Origin of the sequence: Collinsella aerofaciens (genome assembly GCF_964243765.1) — a bacterium.
Lineage (GTDB): Bacteria > Actinomycetota > Coriobacteriia > Coriobacteriales > Coriobacteriaceae > Collinsella > Collinsella aerofaciens_BU.
This window is the reverse complement of the sequence record NZ_CAXTGI010000010.1, coordinates 36,975-55,431: the sequence shown is the minus strand read 5'-3', so window position 1 is coordinate 55,431 and position 18,457 is coordinate 36,975. Positions and strand designations below refer to the sequence as shown.

Genomic DNA, 18,457 nt, shown 5'->3' with positions numbered 1-18,457 from the left:
GGCTCCCCCAACAGGACCTTCGAGTTACTTCACTTCAAACCTTAAGAGCCTCCGCTCCGGCAGATCGGTCATCTTCATCGTATAGGCTCCGGGAAACGCTTTCTCAAAACGGACGGTTTCATAATCTTCGAAATAGTCGTTGGTGTTTTGCATCATAAATGGGACGAGCAACTCGTTTTCTGCCCCAACCTCCACGGCAAACGCAGCAGAGCCGCCAAGGACCGGCATGGCTTGCGTTATCAGATCGGTATTGACTACAAAATCATAGTTTGGCGCAGACTCCGGAACCAGATGCCAAACATACGCTTTGATTCCACCGTCGATATTATCCCTATTTCTGACACGCATCTTTACGGCGATAACGCACGTGATGTCGGCATCCTTCAGTCTCGTTTTCGTATCCACGGTGCCATATTTTGAATAATCGTCATGCGCTCGTTTGAGATACTCGCGCGGCGTGAGTAGTTCTGCTCCATCTATGCAAAACGAATACCCATCAGTCACCACATCCTTCGATCCCAGAAACGCTCCATCCATCGAGAGCCATTCGCCCTCCGCGTAATATTTCTCAGGAATGACTGTCCGATTCCTGTTAACGACGCTCACCCTCATGCCCGCAAGGCCGGTAGCAGCACAGCAAAAAAGCGCGAGCGCCGATCTTCTCGTCCACAGGGTCTTCTTCATCGCGCTCACGACCTTTCCCGAACTTCCACAACGGCACCGTCGCGCATGCAGTAAACCCGATCGGCCAGCTCCTCGAGCACCTCTCCGTCATGGCTAGACAGAAGAACCTCGCGACCCGTTGATGCCGCCATCGCCACAACACGCTTGAGCATTTCAACGCCCGCTTCGTCGAGGGCATTTGTTGGTTCATCGAGAACAAGCAGCTTCGGCTTTTCCATAATCGCCGCAGCTATCCCCAGACGCTGCTTCATCCCAAGCGAGTATGCTCGGAACTTCTTTTTTTCGTCTGCATCGAGCCCCACGAGCCGCAGGGCGGAGCGAATGTCCTCGGGGGTGGCAACGCCCTTGATTTGAGCTATGAGTTCCAGATTGTCGTAGCCAGACAGATATCCTAAAAAGGAAGGAGCCTCTATCAACATCCCAAGACTCGGCGGAAACGAGATATCAGCCCCAAGTCTTTGACCATCGATAATGATTTCGCCCTCGGTGGGTCTAATCAATCCGCAGACCGCTCGCATAAGCATGGTCTTGCCCGAACCGTTTATCCCCTGAAGCCCGACCACAGTCCCAGGGTCAACCTCGATAGACACGTTGCGCAGGACATCGTTTTTGCCCATGCGCTTCGATACGTCCCTAACGATCACGCTCATATCTTGTCCCTCTTTTCGATAAGGTCGGCCTTTCGAAACCACAGTCCACCCAACGATAGACATAACGACATAATCACAATTGAAAACAAGCCACTCGAGCCCGTCGCAATTCCTTCTTTGACGATTCCACCCCAGCGCAACAGCATCAAGGCATTTCCCAGCAGCGCCCAATGCCGCGCATATGCCGAACAGATCAGGTAGCTCATTACAACCGCAAATGAGGCTGACGGCCCAAGCACAAACCCAACCGCTGCCTGTGCAAACGCAAGCGCCTCAAAAGCAAAAAAGAGACCTATGAAAAACGGCAGCGCATCCGCCTCGCCCACTTTGAGAAACCACGGCGCCAAATTAGCCAGCTGAAGCGACTCGCCATGGATGACCGCGCTGAACGAGGCGCTCACCATCAAGCTCCAAATCACAACAGAGCAAACCACCACAAGCAGCGAAAATGCCGTTATTGCCGTTACTGAGATAAAACGCGAGACCCACCAAAGGGTTCTCGCCCGGCATCGGACAAGCGTTTGCAAACCAAACCCGTGCAACGATTCGGCGGGATAATCGAGTGTTGTATAGAGAATAAGCAGAATGAGAAATAGCCATCCTAGCGGAGGCACAAACATGACCCCGGGCCTAGGCTCAAACGGAGCAGATCCGGCAAACACGAGCGCAAGATTGTCCGCAAACCCCAAGGTATCCGTCCTGACCCCATACACAGAAGACAATCCGTAGGCGTACACCAGGTTCGCAACGGTCACTGCTGCAATCGCAATAAAGGTAATGATGTTCTTCTTCAAAACGGTCCTCAGGTCCGCGGCGACCAGCCTAAACAGCATCAGACCATCTCCCGCCTTTTCCACGCCCCAGAAAAAGCCAACGAAGCAAGGGTCAATAATATGATTTCCGCAAAACCGGCTCGAATGTCTGGCCAGTTATTCAGCGATTCCGACCTGATGCTGTTGAGGATATTGCAGTTAAACCCCACGCAAGCCATTACGCCGAAGATCCAGCCATTTGCAAAATGCCACGCAACCATTAGCAGATACGGGACAATTATCGCTTTGATTCTGCTACGAAACAAAATTGAGAAGCCAGTTACAGCCATGGATAAAGTCCCGAGCGTGACAGCATCGAACAGCGTGTATGCGAGCACATACGACAAAGGATGCGAATAAAATAGACCGGAGAAGTAGCTATGCAGGTAAAGTCCTACGTAAGTCGACTCATCGACCCGAGGAAGATACGCAGGAAAAAGCATCGAGACGATCAGGAAATTGACGAGCAGAGGAATGGCAGTCACTGTAAACGCGGAGAGGAAAGCAGACAGCATCTTTACGTTCACGTACGCCTTTCTGGAAACGCGCGTGCATATCTGCATGTCATAACCACTCAAACGCTCAAAGAGGCACGACCAAGATCCAGCCAACATTGCAAGCAGGGGCAGTGCATAGAAAAACACCGACGCAGACAGCGGCGCGTTCGCGCTCACAACAATCCAGTTACCGAAGCTGCTTTCACGTGTTTGACCGAGATAATTTTTGGCTTGCATGCCAACGCCGTAACCAAAAGAAAGAAGGTTGTGACGTTCTTTTTCCAAATTTGCCCACGGCTCCAGCGCGGCAACTATTGCAACTGCGACTGCAATCAAGAGAGCAAAGATAAAAGCTGGACGTCTTATCGTTTTCGACAGTTCGTATCTTGCGAGCTTTTGGTTCATACGTACTCCTCCCCCTTCCGACCCAGAAAGCCGGAGGGAGCCATTTAAAACAACTATGCGGGAAGCTTGCGGAAATGCCCGACGCAGTCGGGGCTCCATACACCAATAACAGTGCCGTAGCCAGACTCCGCCCATGCAGTCAGTCGCGCCGCAGATCGCCCGTTCTCACGGACGAGGTTATACATTTCCCACTGTCCCTTGTGATTCGAACGATACGTTCCCTGAGTACAATTCATGCTGCCGCTACCGCTTGTGTTATACGCACCGTCTGTATATAACCGAAGCGGATTTCCCGTATAGCCCTGGATATCCAGATAGAGCGATGAGGAATCATCCTTTTGACGGTAGCCAGTTGCACTCGTCCCGGCACATTGAAAACTAAATGCCCTATCGGCATTGTTCGTACAGGTCGTAATTCCCGTATCGGCGTTTTGAGTAATGCTAGAAACCTGAGAGGTGTCAAACTCCTCTTGCGCGAACGATGCAGCGGGAACCCCTAGGGACAGACCCGCAGCAATCGCCAACCCGACTCCGATTCGAGTAATAGCGCTCCTTGGCTTAATCATGGCCTTCTCCAATCAAAAGCGGCTAACAATGCGTCGACGCACAGCAACCTTTGCATGAATGGAGAAAGATGTCTGTAAACACTCGCTATTGAGTTGATAATCCAGGCGTTTACACGTTATCTACCTGCGATAACAATGAAATAAGCTCTGCTTTGTTCTTGATCTTCAACTGGCGATAGGACGCGGATCGCAGCGCTTGCACCGTAGATGCAGCGTAACCGACATCCTGCGCAATGGTCTTTGTCGTTGTGCCCTCTGCCGTCATCAACAATATTCGGGCCTGAACATCGGACAGGGCGCGCGACGTAAGCAGAGCCAGCCGGCGCACGTGAGCTGCTTCGGTGGACCCGTTCGCACGGTACTTCAAGACGGCCTTCTCGTCCTCAACCGAGCGTACGAGCACGATGTGCGTAACGAGCATGGGCACAGACCAGCAAACAATCACCGTTGCCACGACGACATTGACGGCCGAACTTTGCCCCAGCAACGACGCAAGGAACAGAGGCTCGAAAACCGTCAGATCCTGCACCATGTTGAGCAAGACAACCCAGACAGGAGCCGCCGCCCCAAAGCAAAGCATCCATATCCCAAGCATTTTGCGCTGCGGGCAGCTACGCAGCACTATGTATGTGAGCAACATCCCCGTCAGCACCGCGAACCCATGGATTCGCCCCCTAGTGGCCGCATGGATTAAAGTAGCCGCACCTATTGACACCAACGGCACGATAGCCCGGACACGGGCATGCACCTTAAACGGACGCAGCCCAACAGCGAGCGAGACCGTAGATGCCACGCCGCACAGCAGGACCGGCGCAGCCATCAACGGATCGCATATACACCTCCATGCCGCGATATAGACAAAAGACCATTCCACGGCAGACAGCACCGCCCATACGCACGGGCTTCCGAGCCCAATCGCCCCATCCGTTCTAGTCAGCGCAACTTCACGATTCAGTTTTTCACCCGCGTAGTGCAGCGACAGAAGCAGTCCGAGACCCAATGCATAGCTTGCGAGAGAAAAGGCGACTGCCCGCGAAACACCGGATCCCCAATCGCTATCCGCCATTACCAAGGGGCCCGCCGCAAGGAGGATAAAAAATGTTGTGAGCAGGTATCGAAACAGCCGGCGCGTCCGAACTGATGTCAACATATCACCAGCATGCCGCTGCAGCAGACCAGGCCCTGTAGCATCACCCTCACCCGCAAACAATGCCACGAGCTCGCGTGAGCCCGCAACCGATGCCTTCCCGTATGCTCGGTGAAGCGTTGTTCGCACCGTCGATGGCTTCGTACCCGTCTCCCTGGCAATTTCCGCCGGCGTTTTCCCTTTGAGCAGCAGTCGAACAAACTGCTCTTCTCGAGGCGACAGGGCAGGGGAAAACACCCCCGCATCGAATGGGTCGGACGTGCGAGGGGTATCCGAATTGTTGTCCCGTTTCTCCCTTAGCAATGTGCATACGAAGGCGGCAACAGCAATAGCGGACCCCATCGACAGTGATGCAATGACTGCGGCATCGCTTGCAAAGTATGCCACCTCGACAGCCGGAACAAGGCCAATGGGAACTGCTACAAGCACAGAACGGGCAAACACGTCGCCCTGCCCCCGACCAAAGGCGCGGGGACAGCAAAGCAGCGGGACCGCAGCCAATACGAGATAGACCAGCGGAATTAAAAGCACGAGGCCAATTGATGCGGCCGTTACAGAGGGCATCCCCCATGGCTCGGGAACGACTCTCCATGAAATTCGACAGCAAAACAGCAGGCACGACAGGACAACTATTGTTTCTGCAAAAAGCGTGCTCTGCGATCGGCGGGTCCCCCTTTCGCCGTCCCGCGCCGCCCCCCGTATCAAAGGAGAGCCCGCCGTATCCCAAATTACATATGAGAGGAGCAACGACCCAGTGAAGCACAAGGCACACGAAACACGATGCAACAACCAGATTGGTGCAAACACGATTGGAATAGAATCTCCGCGAGCATAGAAGGCCAAGTCGACCCATTCGGGAACCACCGCAATAGCAGCAAGGAAAACACCGAAGACGCCAAGGCGACCCGGCCGTCTTATTTCTCTCCCCTTGCGGAGCGCAACACCATGACCAAACGCCGCGAGGCATGCGCCAAGGATAACGAGCCAGGTCATTGCACCTGATGCCAAGCCGATTGAAGATGAAAACCGGTGATAAGGGGTAACCGCCATTACGACGAGCGCAATGGCGAAAGCAGATGTGGCAGAACAGCGGGAAAAGAGCATATGACCTCCATAGCGTGTCATTATATCGCTCGGGCTGCTCGTTTATCTCCACGCCCACACCAGCCAGCATCAACGATTCAGGCGAACTCCAATCCGAGCCAGATCACGGTTCAGCTTTTGTCCGCAGTCCCCGCATCAAAGCGGGATGCGGTTTCCTTTTGAGCGTCGATCTGGAAACTGTATCCCGTTCTGAGTCAATATTCTGGGACGCAGTTTCCGCAGCACACCCCATTCGGAAAGCGTGTCCCAGTATTTGGCCGCAAACTGGGGCGCGCTTTCCGGATGGGTCGAGACGAAGGCCAAGCCAGACAGGCAGCCTCGCATCCCGCCATCCTCGCCATCCGCCTGAGCGTGCTACACTAGCAGCATCTATGCCACCGCGAACGGCTCGGCCCCGCGCCCGCCGCTCGCAAACGAACTTTAAACGCACGAGGGTTGGCCATGCCGCTTTTCTCGCAACATACCGCCCGGTTCTCGCCGGACGTTCCCTTGGAGGGCACTAGCTCTCGCGAGCTGCTCAAGCGGTACCAGCCGCTCGAGACGCTTGCGACCGGCGGTTTTGGCTCCATCGAGATTTGCCGCGACACGCATCTGCGCCGTCGCGTGGCCATTAAGCGCATCCCCCTTATCAACGGCGCCGGCATGCCCGCCAGCGACATCATGGACGTGCTGCGCGAGGCGCATACCGCCGCCATGCTTCAACATCCCAATATCGTGCAGGTTATCGACTTTACGCACGACACCGCCTATGCCTACCTGGTCATGGAGTATGTCGACGGTATGTCGTTGGCCGAGTTTTTGCATCGCGTGGACGGCCACTCGCTCACCTTTGACGAGGCCGCGGCCATTGCCGACGCGCTGGGTCAGGCACTCACCTTTGCCCATGCAAACGGCGTGCTTCATCTGGACATAAAGCCCGCCAATGTGCTTATCGACCATTCGGGCAATGTAAAGATCACCGACTTTGGCATGGCGCGGCTGTCGTCCGCCGGCGGCTTTGGCGGATCGCGCGGCGGCACCATCGGCTACATGCCGCCCGAGCAGCTCGATATCGAGACCGGCACGGTCGACGAACGTGCCGATGTCTTTGCCCTTGCCTGCGTGATCTACGAGGGCCTGTGCGGCAGTGCCCCCTTTATGGCGGCCACGCCTGCCGACTCGCTCGACCGCATCATCGGCGGCGCCACCTATCCCAGCGAACTGATCCCTCACTTTCCCCCGGGGGCCGAGGCGGCGCTCATGAGCGCTCTCTCCCCCATGCCGCAAGACCGCCCCGATAGCATCGAGGCATTCTGCGACCGACTCCTTGCCGGCTTGGGGAGCGTGCGCGAAGGCCGTCGCAGCTTGGAGCAGATGGTAGGCGAGCTTTCGAGTGACGAGTGCGCGGCAGATGATATCGAGCCATCGAGCTACGAGGATGACACCGTCGAGGTCGACCCCGCGCTTGGCTGGGCGGGCACGCGCTGGGGCCGCGCACACAATTACACCATGCGCGGCATCTCGGCGCTCTCATGCGGAGCCTTCAGCTTTTTGCTTATGCAGACAGCCGGCGTCGCGACGCTTCCCGGGCTGGTCGTGGCGGCCGTCGCCATTGGCGCGGCGGCAGGCTTGGCCCCGCAGATTGGCTCGGCCATCTCGGCCGTGGGCTTTTTGGTGCTCATGGCCAACGCCACCATGCAGGCGCAGGGCATCCTGTCGATGCTGCCGGTCGCGGTCATTTTTGCCGCTGCCACGTCCGGTTGGTGGATTGCTTGGGGACGCACCGAGGCGGCTGCGAGCGCGACGCTCACCTGCGCGCTTGCGCTGGGTTGCCTAACCGGCGACGCCCTCCTTGCCGCCGGAGCCGCCACGAGCATCGCGGCGTTTTGGCTCGGCCCGGCAAGCGCAGCGGCGGCCACGGGCATGGGCGCACTCTTTGCCCGCCTTGCCGCAGCGGCTCTCTCTGCGGGAGGCGTACTGGGGCTTAGCAATGTCGTCGCAGCGCTGGGAGACGCGCTCCTTCTCGCTGCAATCGTGCTGGTTGCAGCAATAGCCGCGGCAACATCGCTGCTGCTCAATGCTCATGCCAAGCGCGCCGAGCAGGGATCGAACCTTGCCGCCATCGTCGCAATTGCCGTCGCCGGCATCGGCTCGGCCGTATCGTTTTGTCTTGCACACCATATGGAAATTGCCAGCCTTGCGGGCCCGGTCGTCGCCAAGGCAGCGGTTACGGGAATCCTATCCTCTATAATCGTCGGGATATGCCTTTATTTGCTCGGATACCAAAGAACCTATACGGAGAGTGATCTTTCGTGAACTTCCTGAACATCTTCGAGGACCACGTGGCCGGCATCTTCGGTGCCACCCGTGCCCCGTTCTCCTTTAAGAAGCTTGCCAAGCAGGCCGCTCGCGACATGGAGGATCAGACTCTGGTGATCAACGGCGTCAACACCGCGCCGGCGCTCTATACCATCCTGATTGCCGCCGACGACGATCCCATGCTCGCCCCGTTCTATCCCGAGCTTTCGCGCGAGGTCCGCGAGTTTGTGAAAGCGCAGGCCGAAAAGCGCCGCTACGTCTTTGTCGGCGAGCCCCTCGTTCGCTTTATGATCGATCCGCAGCTGCGCGCCGGCAAGTTCTCGGTCTTTGCCGAGAACGTCGATGCCCCCACGCTCGGCCGCCTGTACGAAGAAGAGCGCGCCTATCAAAACGGCCTGGGCCAAAACAACTCCGCGGCAAGCCGTGCCGCCAGCGCCCCGCGCGCCGGCCAGCAGCAGTTTGCTGCCCCGCAGCAGCAGCGCCCCGCCGCCATGCCCCAGCAGCAGCCGACGCCTCGCGCCGCCGCTCCCGACCCGCTTGCCGTGGCAGACCCCTTCGCGCCTAGCGTCCCCGACCCCGCCGCAGCACCCATCCCGGTGCCGCAGACCGTCTCGCGCGACGCGCTTGCCGGCATGGGCGGAGCCGCCGCGACCGGTGCCGCCGTGGGCCTAGGCGCCGCAGCCGGCATCGCCTCCAACATGGCGAGCACTCGCGCCCCGCAGCGCCCGCTCGCCCAGCTCGTCGACGTCGTGAGCGGCGAGAGCCATAGCATCACCTCCGCACAGGTGACTATCGGTCGCGAGCGCTCGGTTTCCGATATTGCCCTGCGCGACCCCAACGTGTCGCGCCGCCACGCCCAGCTCACCTTTACGGGCTCGGATTGGTCGATCGAGGATCTCAATTCCACCAACGGCACGCTCGTCAACAACCGCCGCATTACGCGCTGCCCGCTGCGCAACGGCGATCTGCTGACGTTTGGCCTGAGCACCTTTGAATTTAGGGGATAGTCTCTTATGAACATCGATATCGTCCTGTTTGCAGGCCGCATTGTCCTGGTCGTCCTGCTCTATATCTTCCTGTTTGCCGTCATGAAGACCGGCGTGGGGCTCGTCCGCGGCCAGCGCCGCGACTCGGCCATCTGGACGATCGATGTGGACAAGGGCCCGCGCGGCATCCGCGGCATCCACGTGGATATGCTCGGCCCCGTCATCGTCGGCCGTTCGCCGTCGTCGGACATCTGCATCAACGAACCGTTTGTCTCGGCCTCGCATGCGCGCTTTTCGCTGCAGGGCCCGGCACTTATTATCGAGGACCTCAACTCGCTTAACGGCACGCTCGTCAACGGCCGCCAGCTGGTGGAGCCCGCAACGCTGCGCGAGGGCGACGAAGTCCAGATTGGCGACGTGGTCATGAAGGTGAACCGTCGATGATCGACGAGGAGAACAAGTCCGCAACCATGTCCGAGACGTCGGCCGCCCCCGCGGCCGCGCCGGCTCATGCCGCCCCGGCGGGCCCTGTGCCCGTGGAACCCGAGGACACCGTGTTCTCCCTGCCTCTTTCGCATGTAACGCAAGAATATCCAACGCTGACCGACGACGAGAACGCCGCTGACGGCGGTAACGCCCCCATCGGCGTGCACGCCGCTGCCGAGCAGCCCGCGGTCCCGCAAGACACGCCCGCGCCGGCTCACTTTGCCGAACCCGTCGCCACGGCGATTACCGAGAGCTCCGCGGTATTTGCGGCTCCCGAGCCCGCGGCACCGGTGTTTCCCGTAGCGCCGGCACCCGCCGCAGCGTCCGAGCCTGCAGCCGTCGCCCCGCAAGACGACGAGCCTGTCGACCGTACAACCGAAGAGCCCGCCACGCCCAACGTCAACGACCCGAGCAACGATGCCGACACCGTCTCGCCCGGCGATACGGCCGAGATTGACGTTGCCGCCGTGGAGGCCAAGCTTAAGGACCCCGGCTCGACCATGAGTTTTGAGCCGCTGACCGACGAGCGCGTCGAGACTGACTCGACCTACGACGCCGGCACGACCACGCAGCTCATGTGGGGCGCCCGCTCCGATGTTGGCTGTGTGCGCCCGCATAACGAAGACTCCTATCTGGTGCAATCGCCGCTCTTTTGCGTATGCGACGGCATGGGCGGCCACGCCGCCGGTGAGGTAGCCTCCTCCATCGCCGTCGAGACCATTGCCAAGACAGCGCCGCAGGCAGCCGACGCCGCACGACTGGCGGCCGCCGTCGAAGCTGCAAACGCCGCGGTCATCGAGGCTGCGCTCAACGGGCTTGGCAAGCCCGGCATGGGCTGCACGGCAACCTGCGCCTATATCGAAAACGACATGCTCGCCATCGCCCACGTGGGCGACTCGCGCGCCTATCTGCTCCACGAGGGCACGCTCATCCGCGTGACCCGCGACCACTCCTATGTGGAGGAGCTCGTGGACGCCGGCGAGATTACGGCAGACGAGGCTCGCGTCCACCCCAACCGCTCGGTCATCACCCGCGCGCTGGGCTCGGATCCCGCCATGTATGCCGACCACTTTACCCTGCATATCGAGGAAGGCGACCGCCTGATCCTGTGCTCGGACGGTCTTTCGAGCATGATTCCCGATAGCGATATCGAAAACATCGCCACGCAGTCCTCGACCGCGCAGATTTGCGTCGACAACCTTGTTGACGCGGCACTGGTCGCCGGCGGGCACGACAACGTCACCGTGCTTGTCGTTGACCTGGTCGACGATGGCGTCATGCGCGAGGCAAAGCGCGTCCGCCGCCGCAACATCACCATTGCCACCGTACTGGGCATCGCTTTTGTGCTGGCGGCAGCCATCTGGGCCTACGCAGGCATCACCGGCTCGTACTACCTGGGCACCTACAAGGACACCGTCGCGGTCTACCGGGGCATTCCCGGCAAGCCGCTCGGCCTTAAGCTGCACTGGCTCGACAGCACGACCACCATCAAACTGTCCGACCTGCCCGAAGACACACAAAATCGCCTTAAGGCAGGTATTCAGCAGACGAGCATCGACGACGCACAGGACACCATCTCCAAGTACCGCCATCAGATCGACGAGGAGCAGACCCGTCAGGTGATCGACGCGCAAACGATCCGCAATAACACCGACCAGGGTTCGACCTCCGAATCGGATTCCGAGAATACCGCCGAACAGTCCGCCGAGGCCGAAGCCTCCGATAAGAATTAGAAAGGGAGTGCCGCTTATGAGTCGCCGTAATACCGAACTGCTCTTACTCATCGCCTCGGCGTTCCCCGTCATCCTGCTGTATGCGATGTACGTGCTCACCGCAGGCGCCGCCATCTCGTTTGAGACACTTGCCGTTCCGATCGGTCTCTTTGCCGCCTTCGCCGCGGCGCATATCGCCGTGCGCATTCTGGCACCCGGCGCCGACCCGGCCATCCTGCCCATCGTCTTTGTTCTTTCGGGCATTGGCATCACGTTTGTGACGCGCTTGGCGCCCACGCTCGCCATCTCGCAGCTCGTCATCCTGTTTATCTCGGTGGCGTTGATGGTGGGTACGCTTGCGCTGGTCAAAAACCTCGACGTGGTCATGCGCTACAAGTACACCTTTGGCATCATCGGCATCATCTTGCTGATGCTGCCCATCTTTATCGGCACCACAATCTCGGGCTCTAAACTGTGGATTCGCATCGCCGGCTTTACCATTCAGCCCGGCGAGTTCGCCAAGGTCTTTATCGTGCTGTTCCTAGCCGGTTACCTGGCCGAGAACCGCGAACTGCTCTCTATCTCCAACCGCAAGATCTTGGGTCTTAAGATTCCGCGTCTGCGCCTGCTGCTGCCGCTGTTCGCAGTCTGGGGCGTATGCCTGCTCGTCGTTGTCTTCGAACGTGACCTGGGCTCGGCCTTGCTGTTCTACACCATCTTCTTGCTGATGCTCTACGTTGCCACGGGTCGCTTCTCGTATGTCATCATCGGCCTTGTGCTCTTGGCCGTGGGGGCCGTGGGCGCTTACAAGTTCCTGTCGCACGTCCAGGTTCGTTTCCAGATCTGGGCCGATCCCTTTAAGGATGCACAGGGCCAGGGCTACCAGATTGTCCAGTCCCTCTTCTCGCTGGCCGACGGCGGCCTTGTTGGCGTCGGCATTGGCAACGGCATGGCCAACAACATCCCCGTCGTCGAGTCCGACTTTATCTTCTCGGCTATCGGCGAGGAGATGGGCCTTTTGGGCGGTGGCGCCGTTCTTATCCTGTTTATGCTCTTTGCCGTACGTGGCCTGACCACGGCAGCCCGTGCCAAGTCCGACCTTGCCGCCTTTAGCGCCACCGGTCTTACGGCCGCTATCAGCTTCCAAGCGTTCTTGATCGTTGGCGGCGTTACCCGCCTGATCCCGCTGACCGGCGTCACCCTGCCCTTTATGAGCCAGGGTGGCTCCTCGCTGCTGGCAAGCTTTATCATCGTCGCGCTGCTGCTGCGCGCCGGTGACGAGGCAACCGGTCGCGAGGCCGAGCTCACCGGCACCGGCACCATGGCCGCCATCACCGACGACCAGGTCGCCTCGGCGTCCTCCCCGGCTGGCACGCGCTTCGCCACTTCGTCTTCGTATGCCCGCGGCAGCCACTCCGCCGGCTCGCGCATGCGTCGTCGCCTGCTCGACACGCCCGAATCCGGTGTGCTCGGCCGCGTGGCGCTCGCCAATCGACTGACCCGCGCCGTGCTCGCCTTTACGGCACTATTCGCCATCCTTATCGGCAACCTCACCTATGTCCAGGTCATCAAGGCCAAGGACTATCAGGACATGCCGACCAACAACCACACCATCGCCCGCTCCAAGTACATCCAGCGCGGCTCCATCATCACGTCCGACGGCGTGACGCTGGCCGAGTCGCTGCAACAGGAAGACGGCACCTACGCCCGCTCCTACCCCAACGGAAACATGGCCGCTCACGTGGTGGGCTATGTAAGCCAGCAGTACGGCACCGCTGGTGTCGAGAGCGTCATGAACGAAACGCTCACCGGCTCCAAGGATTACTCCAGCTGGGACAACGCCCTCGCGTCGCTCGCGGGCCAAAACCAACCGGGCAACACCGCCAAGCTCACCATCGACTCGCGCATCCAGACGGCTGCCGAGCAGGCACTCAAGGGCTTTAAGGGTGCCGTGGTGGTTATGGATCCGCGCACCGGCGCGGTCCTCGCATGCGCAAGCTCGCCCACCTATGACAACACCAACATCGATGCCCTGATGCAGTCGGGCGGTGGCGAGGACGGCTCCATGTACGACCGCGCCATGGACGCTCTCTATACCCCGGGCTCGACCTTTAAGGTCGTCACACTCTCCGCGGCGCTCGAAACCGGCACCGCCAGCCTTACCAGCACGTACCAGGCGCCCGGCTCCATGGATATTGGCAACGCGCCGGTCACCAACTATGCCAACGAGAGCTACGGCACCATCAGCCTGCAGCAGGCCTTCGCCGTGTCGTCCAACGTCGTCTTTGGCCAGGTGGCAAACGAGGTCGGTGCCAGCTCGCTCGTCCAGTTTGCCAACGCCTTTGGCTACGGTCAAAAGCTCGGTCAGGATCTGACCACCGCGGCTTCCATCATGGCCGACCCGTCGCTTATGACCGAGTGGGAGATCGCTTGGGCAGGCGCCGGCCAGCCCGTCGGTATGGACCACACGCCTGGCCCGCAGACCACCGTTATGCAGAATTGCGTGATCGCTGCCGCTATCGCCAACAGCGGCGTCGTCATGGACCCGTTCTTTGTGTCCCAGATACTCGCCCCGGACGGAACTGTGGTTAAGACCACGCAGTCCCGCTCGCTGGGCCAGGCTGTCAGCTCTGCCACGGCCGACCAGGTCAAGCAGGCCATGCTCGCCGTCGTCCAGTCCGGCACCGGCACCGATGCCCAGATTCCGGGCGTCAAGGTTGCCGGCAAGACCGGTTCGGCCGAGATCGGCGGCACCAACGTCAACTCTATGTTTGTTGGCTTTGCACCTTACGATTCACCCACGGTTGCCATCTCGGTGGCCCTGGAGGATTACGACAAACACGACGTCGAGGCGGCCAAGATTGCCGGCATCGTCCTGACCGCGGCGCTCGCCGCACAGGGAGCGTGATGCCCATGATCAAAGCGGATACTTATGGCGCGCCGCGGCCGATGAGCTAGCGACAACGCGCCACACGGCCCCAGCGGCCACACATTTGGTACTACACACATCGTTGAGCGAATAGTTATGTTAGGAGCAGGAATGGAACAGAGGGTCCTCGGGGGAAGATACCTCCTCAAGGATAAGGTGGGGACGGGCGGTATGGCGACCGTCTTCCGTGCACAGGATCAGGTCCTCGACCGCACGGTTGCCGTCAAGATCATGCTGCCGCAGTATGCCGGCGACGCCACCTTCGCCGCCCGCTTTAAGCAGGAGGCCCAGGCAGCTGCCGGCCTGTCCTCCCCCTATATCGTGGGCGTCTACGACTGGGGCAAGGACGGCGACACCTATTACATCGTCATGGAGTACCTGCGCGGTACCGACCTTAAGAGCGGCATCAAGAGCCACGGCGCCCTCGATCCCAAGAAAGTCGCGCAAATCGGCTCGCAGATCAGCTCCGCGCTTTCGGTCGCGCACAAGCACGAGATCATCCACCGCGACATTAAGCCGCAAAACATCATGGTGCTGCCCGACGGCAACATCAAGGTGATGGACTTTGGCATCGCGCGCGCCAAGAACAGCCACCTCACGCAAGACAACAACGTGCTGGGAACCGCCCACTACGTCAGTCCCGAGCAGACCCGTGGTCAGGACCTCGGCCCCACCTCGGATATCTACTCGCTGGGCGTCGTGATGTACGAGTGCGCCACCGGCCGCGTGCCCTTTGACGGTGATGACGCCATCTCAGTCGCACTCAAGCAGGTCAACGAGCTGCCTATTCCGCCGAGCCAGATCAACTCCGGTGTCGACGCCGACCTTGAGCGTATCATCCTCAAGTGCATGGAGAAGGACCCGGCAAACCGCTTCCAGACCGCCGACGAGCTGCGTCAGGTGCTCAACAGCTACCTGTCGGGCCGTGCCGTCAACATCTCGGAGCCCACGCGCATCATCGGTGCACCCGGTGAACTGGGCGCCACCAAGACTCGCGAGCTTTCCGATCAGACGCGCGCCATGGTACGTCCCGTCTCGGGCGTGAGCGGCCAGAATACCGCCCGTAGCTCGGTTTCGGGCTCCACCGGCTCCTACGAGGTCGAAAAGCCCAAATCCAACAAGAACAAGATCATCGCCGCCGTGGTGGCAGCCGTTGCCGTCATCGGTATCGTGGTGGCCTTTGCCACAGGACTCTTTGGCGGCGAGCAGGTCACCGTGCCCGATGTGCTGGGCAAGGACCAGCAGACTGCCGTCGAGCAGATCAAGGAAGCCGGCCTCGAGGTCGGCACCATCGACCAAAGCTACAACGACGATATCGACGAGGGCAAGGTCGCCGAGCAGACGCCCAACGGCAAAACCAAGAAGGCCAAGGGCACCAAGGTGAACCTGGTAATCTCCAAGGGCCCCAAGCCCTCCGAGAAGGTTGAGGTTCCCCGGCTTGTCGGCCTGACCAAGGACCAGGCAGAAGCCGCGCTGGCAAGCGTTGGCCTGAAGGGCAACGCCTCCGAGGAGGCCAACGAGGCCGATGAGGGCCAGGTCTTTGAGCAGGGCACCGAACCCGGTAAGGAAGTCGAGAAGGGCACGACCATCTCGTACAAGGTCTCCAGCGGTCCTGACACCACCTCCGTCCCCGATCTGACCGACATGACCGAGGCCCAGGCGCGCAACGCCCTCGATATGGCAGGCTTTGGCGTCGACGTGAGCTACCAGGAGAACGATTCGGTTACCGAGGGCACCGTGATTAGCTGGAACCCCAGCGGCAAGCAGAAGCCTGGCGCCACGATTACCGTCGTCATTGCCAAGAAGTCCGGCAAGGCCAGCGTTCCGGGCAACCTGTACGGCAAGAGCATCTCCGCGGCCGTCACCGCGCTCAACAACGCCGGGTTCTACAACATCGCATTCTGCGATCAGAACGGCAACCCCGTGAGCGGCAATGAAAACGCCACCGTTACGGGCGTCTCCCCCACCGGCAAACAGTCCACCGACAGCACGATTACGCTGACGGTTGCACTTTCTGGCTCGGGTTCGGGTTCAGGCACGAGCACGGGCGACGATTCCGGTACGACCAACTAGTCGCAACCCAACCGCTCATTACGGCTCTCGCCGCAAACATATTCGCTCACAGGCGCCCGCTTGCTCCCCCAGCAAGCGGGCGCTTCGTTTTTGACATGACATGAACCAGAAGAGCCCGGTACCGTGACGGTGTACCGGGCTCGATCAATCTCTGGTGTCCCCGGGCTGATTCGAAAACTCCCCCCCGCGGGGAAATTGGTGACGCGGGTGTCGACGGTCCTAATCCGTCGGCAGCTCCCACAAACCAGAAACGGCGCCGCTCTCGCGACGCCGTTATAATCTTCTGGTGCCCCCGGGCGGATTCGAACCGTCGACACCCGCTTTAGGAGAGCGGTGCTCTATCCCCTGAGCTACGGAGGCATGTTGTACTAGTGTAGCAGATTTACACGTTGTGATGCAGCGTGTAGCCACTCTTCGAAGTTGCGGTGGAACAGCCCTCCGGAAAGTGCGTCCCACTATCCAGGCAAATTCTGGGTCAGACTTTCCCCATGGGACCTCGCTGGGAAACTGTGCCCCAGAATTTCGACTCGAAACGGGACACGGTTTCCCAAACGGGCCCGTTCCGGAAACTACATCCCGCAATCGGCACTCGAACCGGGATGCACTTTCCCGATCGAGCCTCATGGGAAACCGCGTCCCACTTTAGGGGGGCGCTCTTTAATGGCTAGTTGCCTTTGTGGAAAAGGTTCTTGATGACGGAGGGGATGCTCTTGGCGCCCTTGGCCGTCACATCGATAAAGTCGGGCGAACGCACGAGCTTATCCTCGTCGACGTACTTGCGGACCGCGCGAAGCGTCTCTTTGTCGTCGCGCGTCGAAAACGTAAAGTGACCGTTGTCCTTGGTGAAGATGGCAAAACGCGTAATCTTCTTGGTGCCGCGCAAAACCTCGGCGGCAATATAGTCGACCTCGTCCCACGGGATTTGAATATAATCCTCGGGATTGCGCTCGTTATAGTACTCGAACGCCTTATTGCCCACCATCACGTTACCGTGGCTGGTAAGCCCCATCAGGCAGGTTGCCGGCGTTGCCAGATCGACCGTGCTGTTCTGAGATTGCGCCATACGCGCCTCACCCTCCAACTAAAACAATCGGACCGCATCCAGTGTACCCACCGGGTGCGGTCCGTTTCAATGGCTCAAAAGCCCTTACCTAGCAACTCTCGGTCTTAAGCCGAAGCGTGCTTACATGAAGCCGCAGAAGCGACCGATGATGCCGACGGCGAAGAGAGCCAGGATGATGACGATCGGGCTGACCTTCTTCTTGAGGAGCTTGCAGACCAGCAGGGTCAGGCACACGGCGGCAAGGCCGGGGATGAGCTGATCGAGGTTAGCCTGAAGCGTGGTGACCTTCACCTGATCAAGGGCGTTAGCACCGATGGAGTTATACATCGTCAGTGCTTCCTTGACACCCTCAGAACCGGAGGGCAGATTAGCCCAGTCGATAAAGGCGCCAGCAGACTGCGTGACCTTGGAGACGACCGGGGTGAAGGAGATGGACACCCAGCGCTCAACCAGGGCGCCAATGATGAACATACCCAGGATGGAAGCGCCCTCGGTGACCTTGCCCATCAGACCGCCGGAGAGGTCCTTGGCGATGGAGGAGCCGACCTTGTAGCCAAACTCCTGCGTGTACCACAGGAAGGCGTAACGGATGATGTTCCACGCGAAGAAGAACAGCAGCGGACCGGCGATGCTGCCGGACAGGGCCAGGGAAGCGCCCAGAGCGCCCAGAATCGGGCGAAGGGTGAACCAGAAGGCGGGGTCGCCGACGCCGGCGAGCGGGCCCATCATACCGACCTTGACGCCCTGAATGGCGACGTCGTCAATCGGAGCACCGTTGGCGCGCTCCTCCTCGAGAGCGAGGGTAACGCCAATGACGGGGGCGGAAACATAAGGGTGGGTGTTATAGAACTCCAGGTGGCGCTTAAGAGCGGCAATCTGGTCATCCTTGCTGGTGTAGAGCTTCTTGATCGCAGGGATCATTGCGAAGCACCAGCCGCCGTTCTGCATACGCTCGTAGTTCCACGAGCCCTGAAGGAACTGATGACGGAAGCAAACCTTCTTGCGGTCAGCCTTGGTGAGCTGAATCTTGTTCTCTGCCATATGT

General features: G+C 59.8%; 14 protein-coding genes and 1 tRNA gene. 6 read left to right on the top strand and 9 right to left on the bottom strand.

Going from position 1 to position 18,457, the window contains the following annotated elements; genetic code table 11:
* Positions 1–24 precede the first annotated feature (24 nt).
* The 6 genes from ACESSC_RS07805 to ACESSC_RS07785 all read right to left on the bottom strand — a co-directional run bounded on the left by ACESSC_RS07805 (position 25) and on the right by ACESSC_RS07785 (position 5,865).
* Positions 25–684 (bottom strand): DUF5028 domain-containing protein, encoded by a 660-nt coding sequence (locus tag ACESSC_RS07805; protein WP_118080276.1) that lies wholly within the window; start codon positions 682–684, stop codon positions 25–27.
* A gap of 5 nt (positions 685–689) precedes the next feature.
* Complete coding sequence (locus ACESSC_RS07800; RefSeq protein WP_055250770.1) at positions 690–1,334, bottom strand: ATP-binding cassette domain-containing protein; 645 nt, start codon at positions 1,332–1,334, stop codon at positions 690–692.
* Positions 1,331–2,128 carry a DUF2705 family protein gene (locus tag ACESSC_RS07795; protein WP_147350643.1) on the bottom strand — a complete coding sequence of 266 codons (798 nt, stop codon included), beginning with the start codon at positions 2,126–2,128 and terminating at the stop codon, positions 1,331–1,333. The genes ACESSC_RS07800 and ACESSC_RS07795 overlap by 4 nt, the downstream gene beginning before the upstream one ends.
* Positions 2,129–2,166: 38 nt before the next feature.
* On the bottom strand, positions 2,167–3,048 hold the full coding sequence (locus tag ACESSC_RS07790; RefSeq protein ID WP_055250774.1) for an ABC transporter permease: 882 nt from the start codon (positions 3,046–3,048) through the stop codon (positions 2,167–2,169).
* A gap of 53 nt (positions 3,049–3,101) precedes the next feature.
* Positions 3,102–3,614: a DUF2712 domain-containing protein gene (locus ACESSC_RS09795; protein ID WP_148315808.1), complete on the bottom strand. Its 513-nt coding sequence runs from the start codon at positions 3,612–3,614 to the stop codon at positions 3,102–3,104.
* 109 nt (positions 3,615–3,723) lie between these two features.
* Positions 3,724–5,865, bottom strand: a complete 2,142-nt coding sequence (locus tag ACESSC_RS07785) for a helix-turn-helix transcriptional regulator (protein ID WP_270226311.1) — start codon at positions 5,863–5,865, stop codon at positions 3,724–3,726.
* A 441-nt stretch (positions 5,866–6,306) separates the two neighbouring features.
* Between ACESSC_RS07785 and ACESSC_RS07780 the strand changes: the two genes are divergently transcribed.
* From ACESSC_RS07780 to pknB, 6 genes are all read left to right on the top strand, one after another.
* Positions 6,307–8,160 (top strand): serine/threonine-protein kinase, encoded by a 1,854-nt coding sequence (locus ACESSC_RS07780; protein ID WP_373162319.1) that lies wholly within the window; start codon positions 6,307–6,309, stop codon positions 8,158–8,160.
* Entirely contained in the window at positions 8,157–9,170 is a 1,014-nt protein-coding gene (locus tag ACESSC_RS07775) for an FhaA domain-containing protein (RefSeq protein ID WP_035136732.1), read from the top strand. Before ACESSC_RS07780 ends, ACESSC_RS07775 begins: the two co-directional genes overlap by 4 nt.
* A gap of 6 nt (positions 9,171–9,176) precedes the next feature.
* Entirely contained in the window at positions 9,177–9,593 is a 417-nt protein-coding gene (locus tag ACESSC_RS07770; protein WP_055250779.1) for an FHA domain-containing protein, read from the top strand.
* A complete protein-coding gene (locus ACESSC_RS07765) occupies positions 9,590–11,368 on the top strand; it encodes a Stp1/IreP family PP2C-type Ser/Thr phosphatase (protein ID WP_373162316.1) in 1,779 nt (592 codons plus the stop codon). The genes ACESSC_RS07770 and ACESSC_RS07765 overlap by 4 nt, the downstream gene beginning before the upstream one ends.
* A gap of 16 nt (positions 11,369–11,384) precedes the next feature.
* The gene (locus tag ACESSC_RS07760) at positions 11,385–14,255 is read left to right on the top strand and encodes an FtsW/RodA/SpoVE family cell cycle protein (protein WP_373162314.1); all 2,871 of its coding nucleotides are present in this window, start codon (positions 11,385–11,387) and stop codon (positions 14,253–14,255) included.
* 132 nt (positions 14,256–14,387) lie between these two features.
* On the top strand, positions 14,388–16,349 hold the full coding sequence (gene pknB, locus ACESSC_RS07755) for a Stk1 family PASTA domain-containing Ser/Thr kinase (protein WP_117797276.1): 1,962 nt from the start codon (positions 14,388–14,390) through the stop codon (positions 16,347–16,349).
* Positions 16,350–16,633: 284 nt separating this feature from the next.
* Here the strand turns inward: pknB and ACESSC_RS07750 are convergent.
* From ACESSC_RS07750 to ACESSC_RS07740, 3 genes are all read right to left on the bottom strand, one after another.
* Positions 16,634–16,709 (bottom strand) — tRNA-Arg (locus ACESSC_RS07750).
* A gap of 304 nt (positions 16,710–17,013) precedes the next feature.
* Complete coding sequence (locus tag ACESSC_RS07745; RefSeq protein WP_006235193.1) at positions 17,014–17,412, bottom strand: DUF956 family protein; 399 nt, start codon at positions 17,410–17,412, stop codon at positions 17,014–17,016.
* 120 nt (positions 17,413–17,532) lie between these two features.
* On the bottom strand, positions 17,533–18,453 hold the full coding sequence (locus ACESSC_RS07740; RefSeq protein WP_195503742.1) for a PTS system mannose/fructose/sorbose family transporter subunit IID: 921 nt from the start codon (positions 18,451–18,453) through the stop codon (positions 17,533–17,535).
* Between the last annotated feature and the right edge of the window lie 4 nt (positions 18,454–18,457).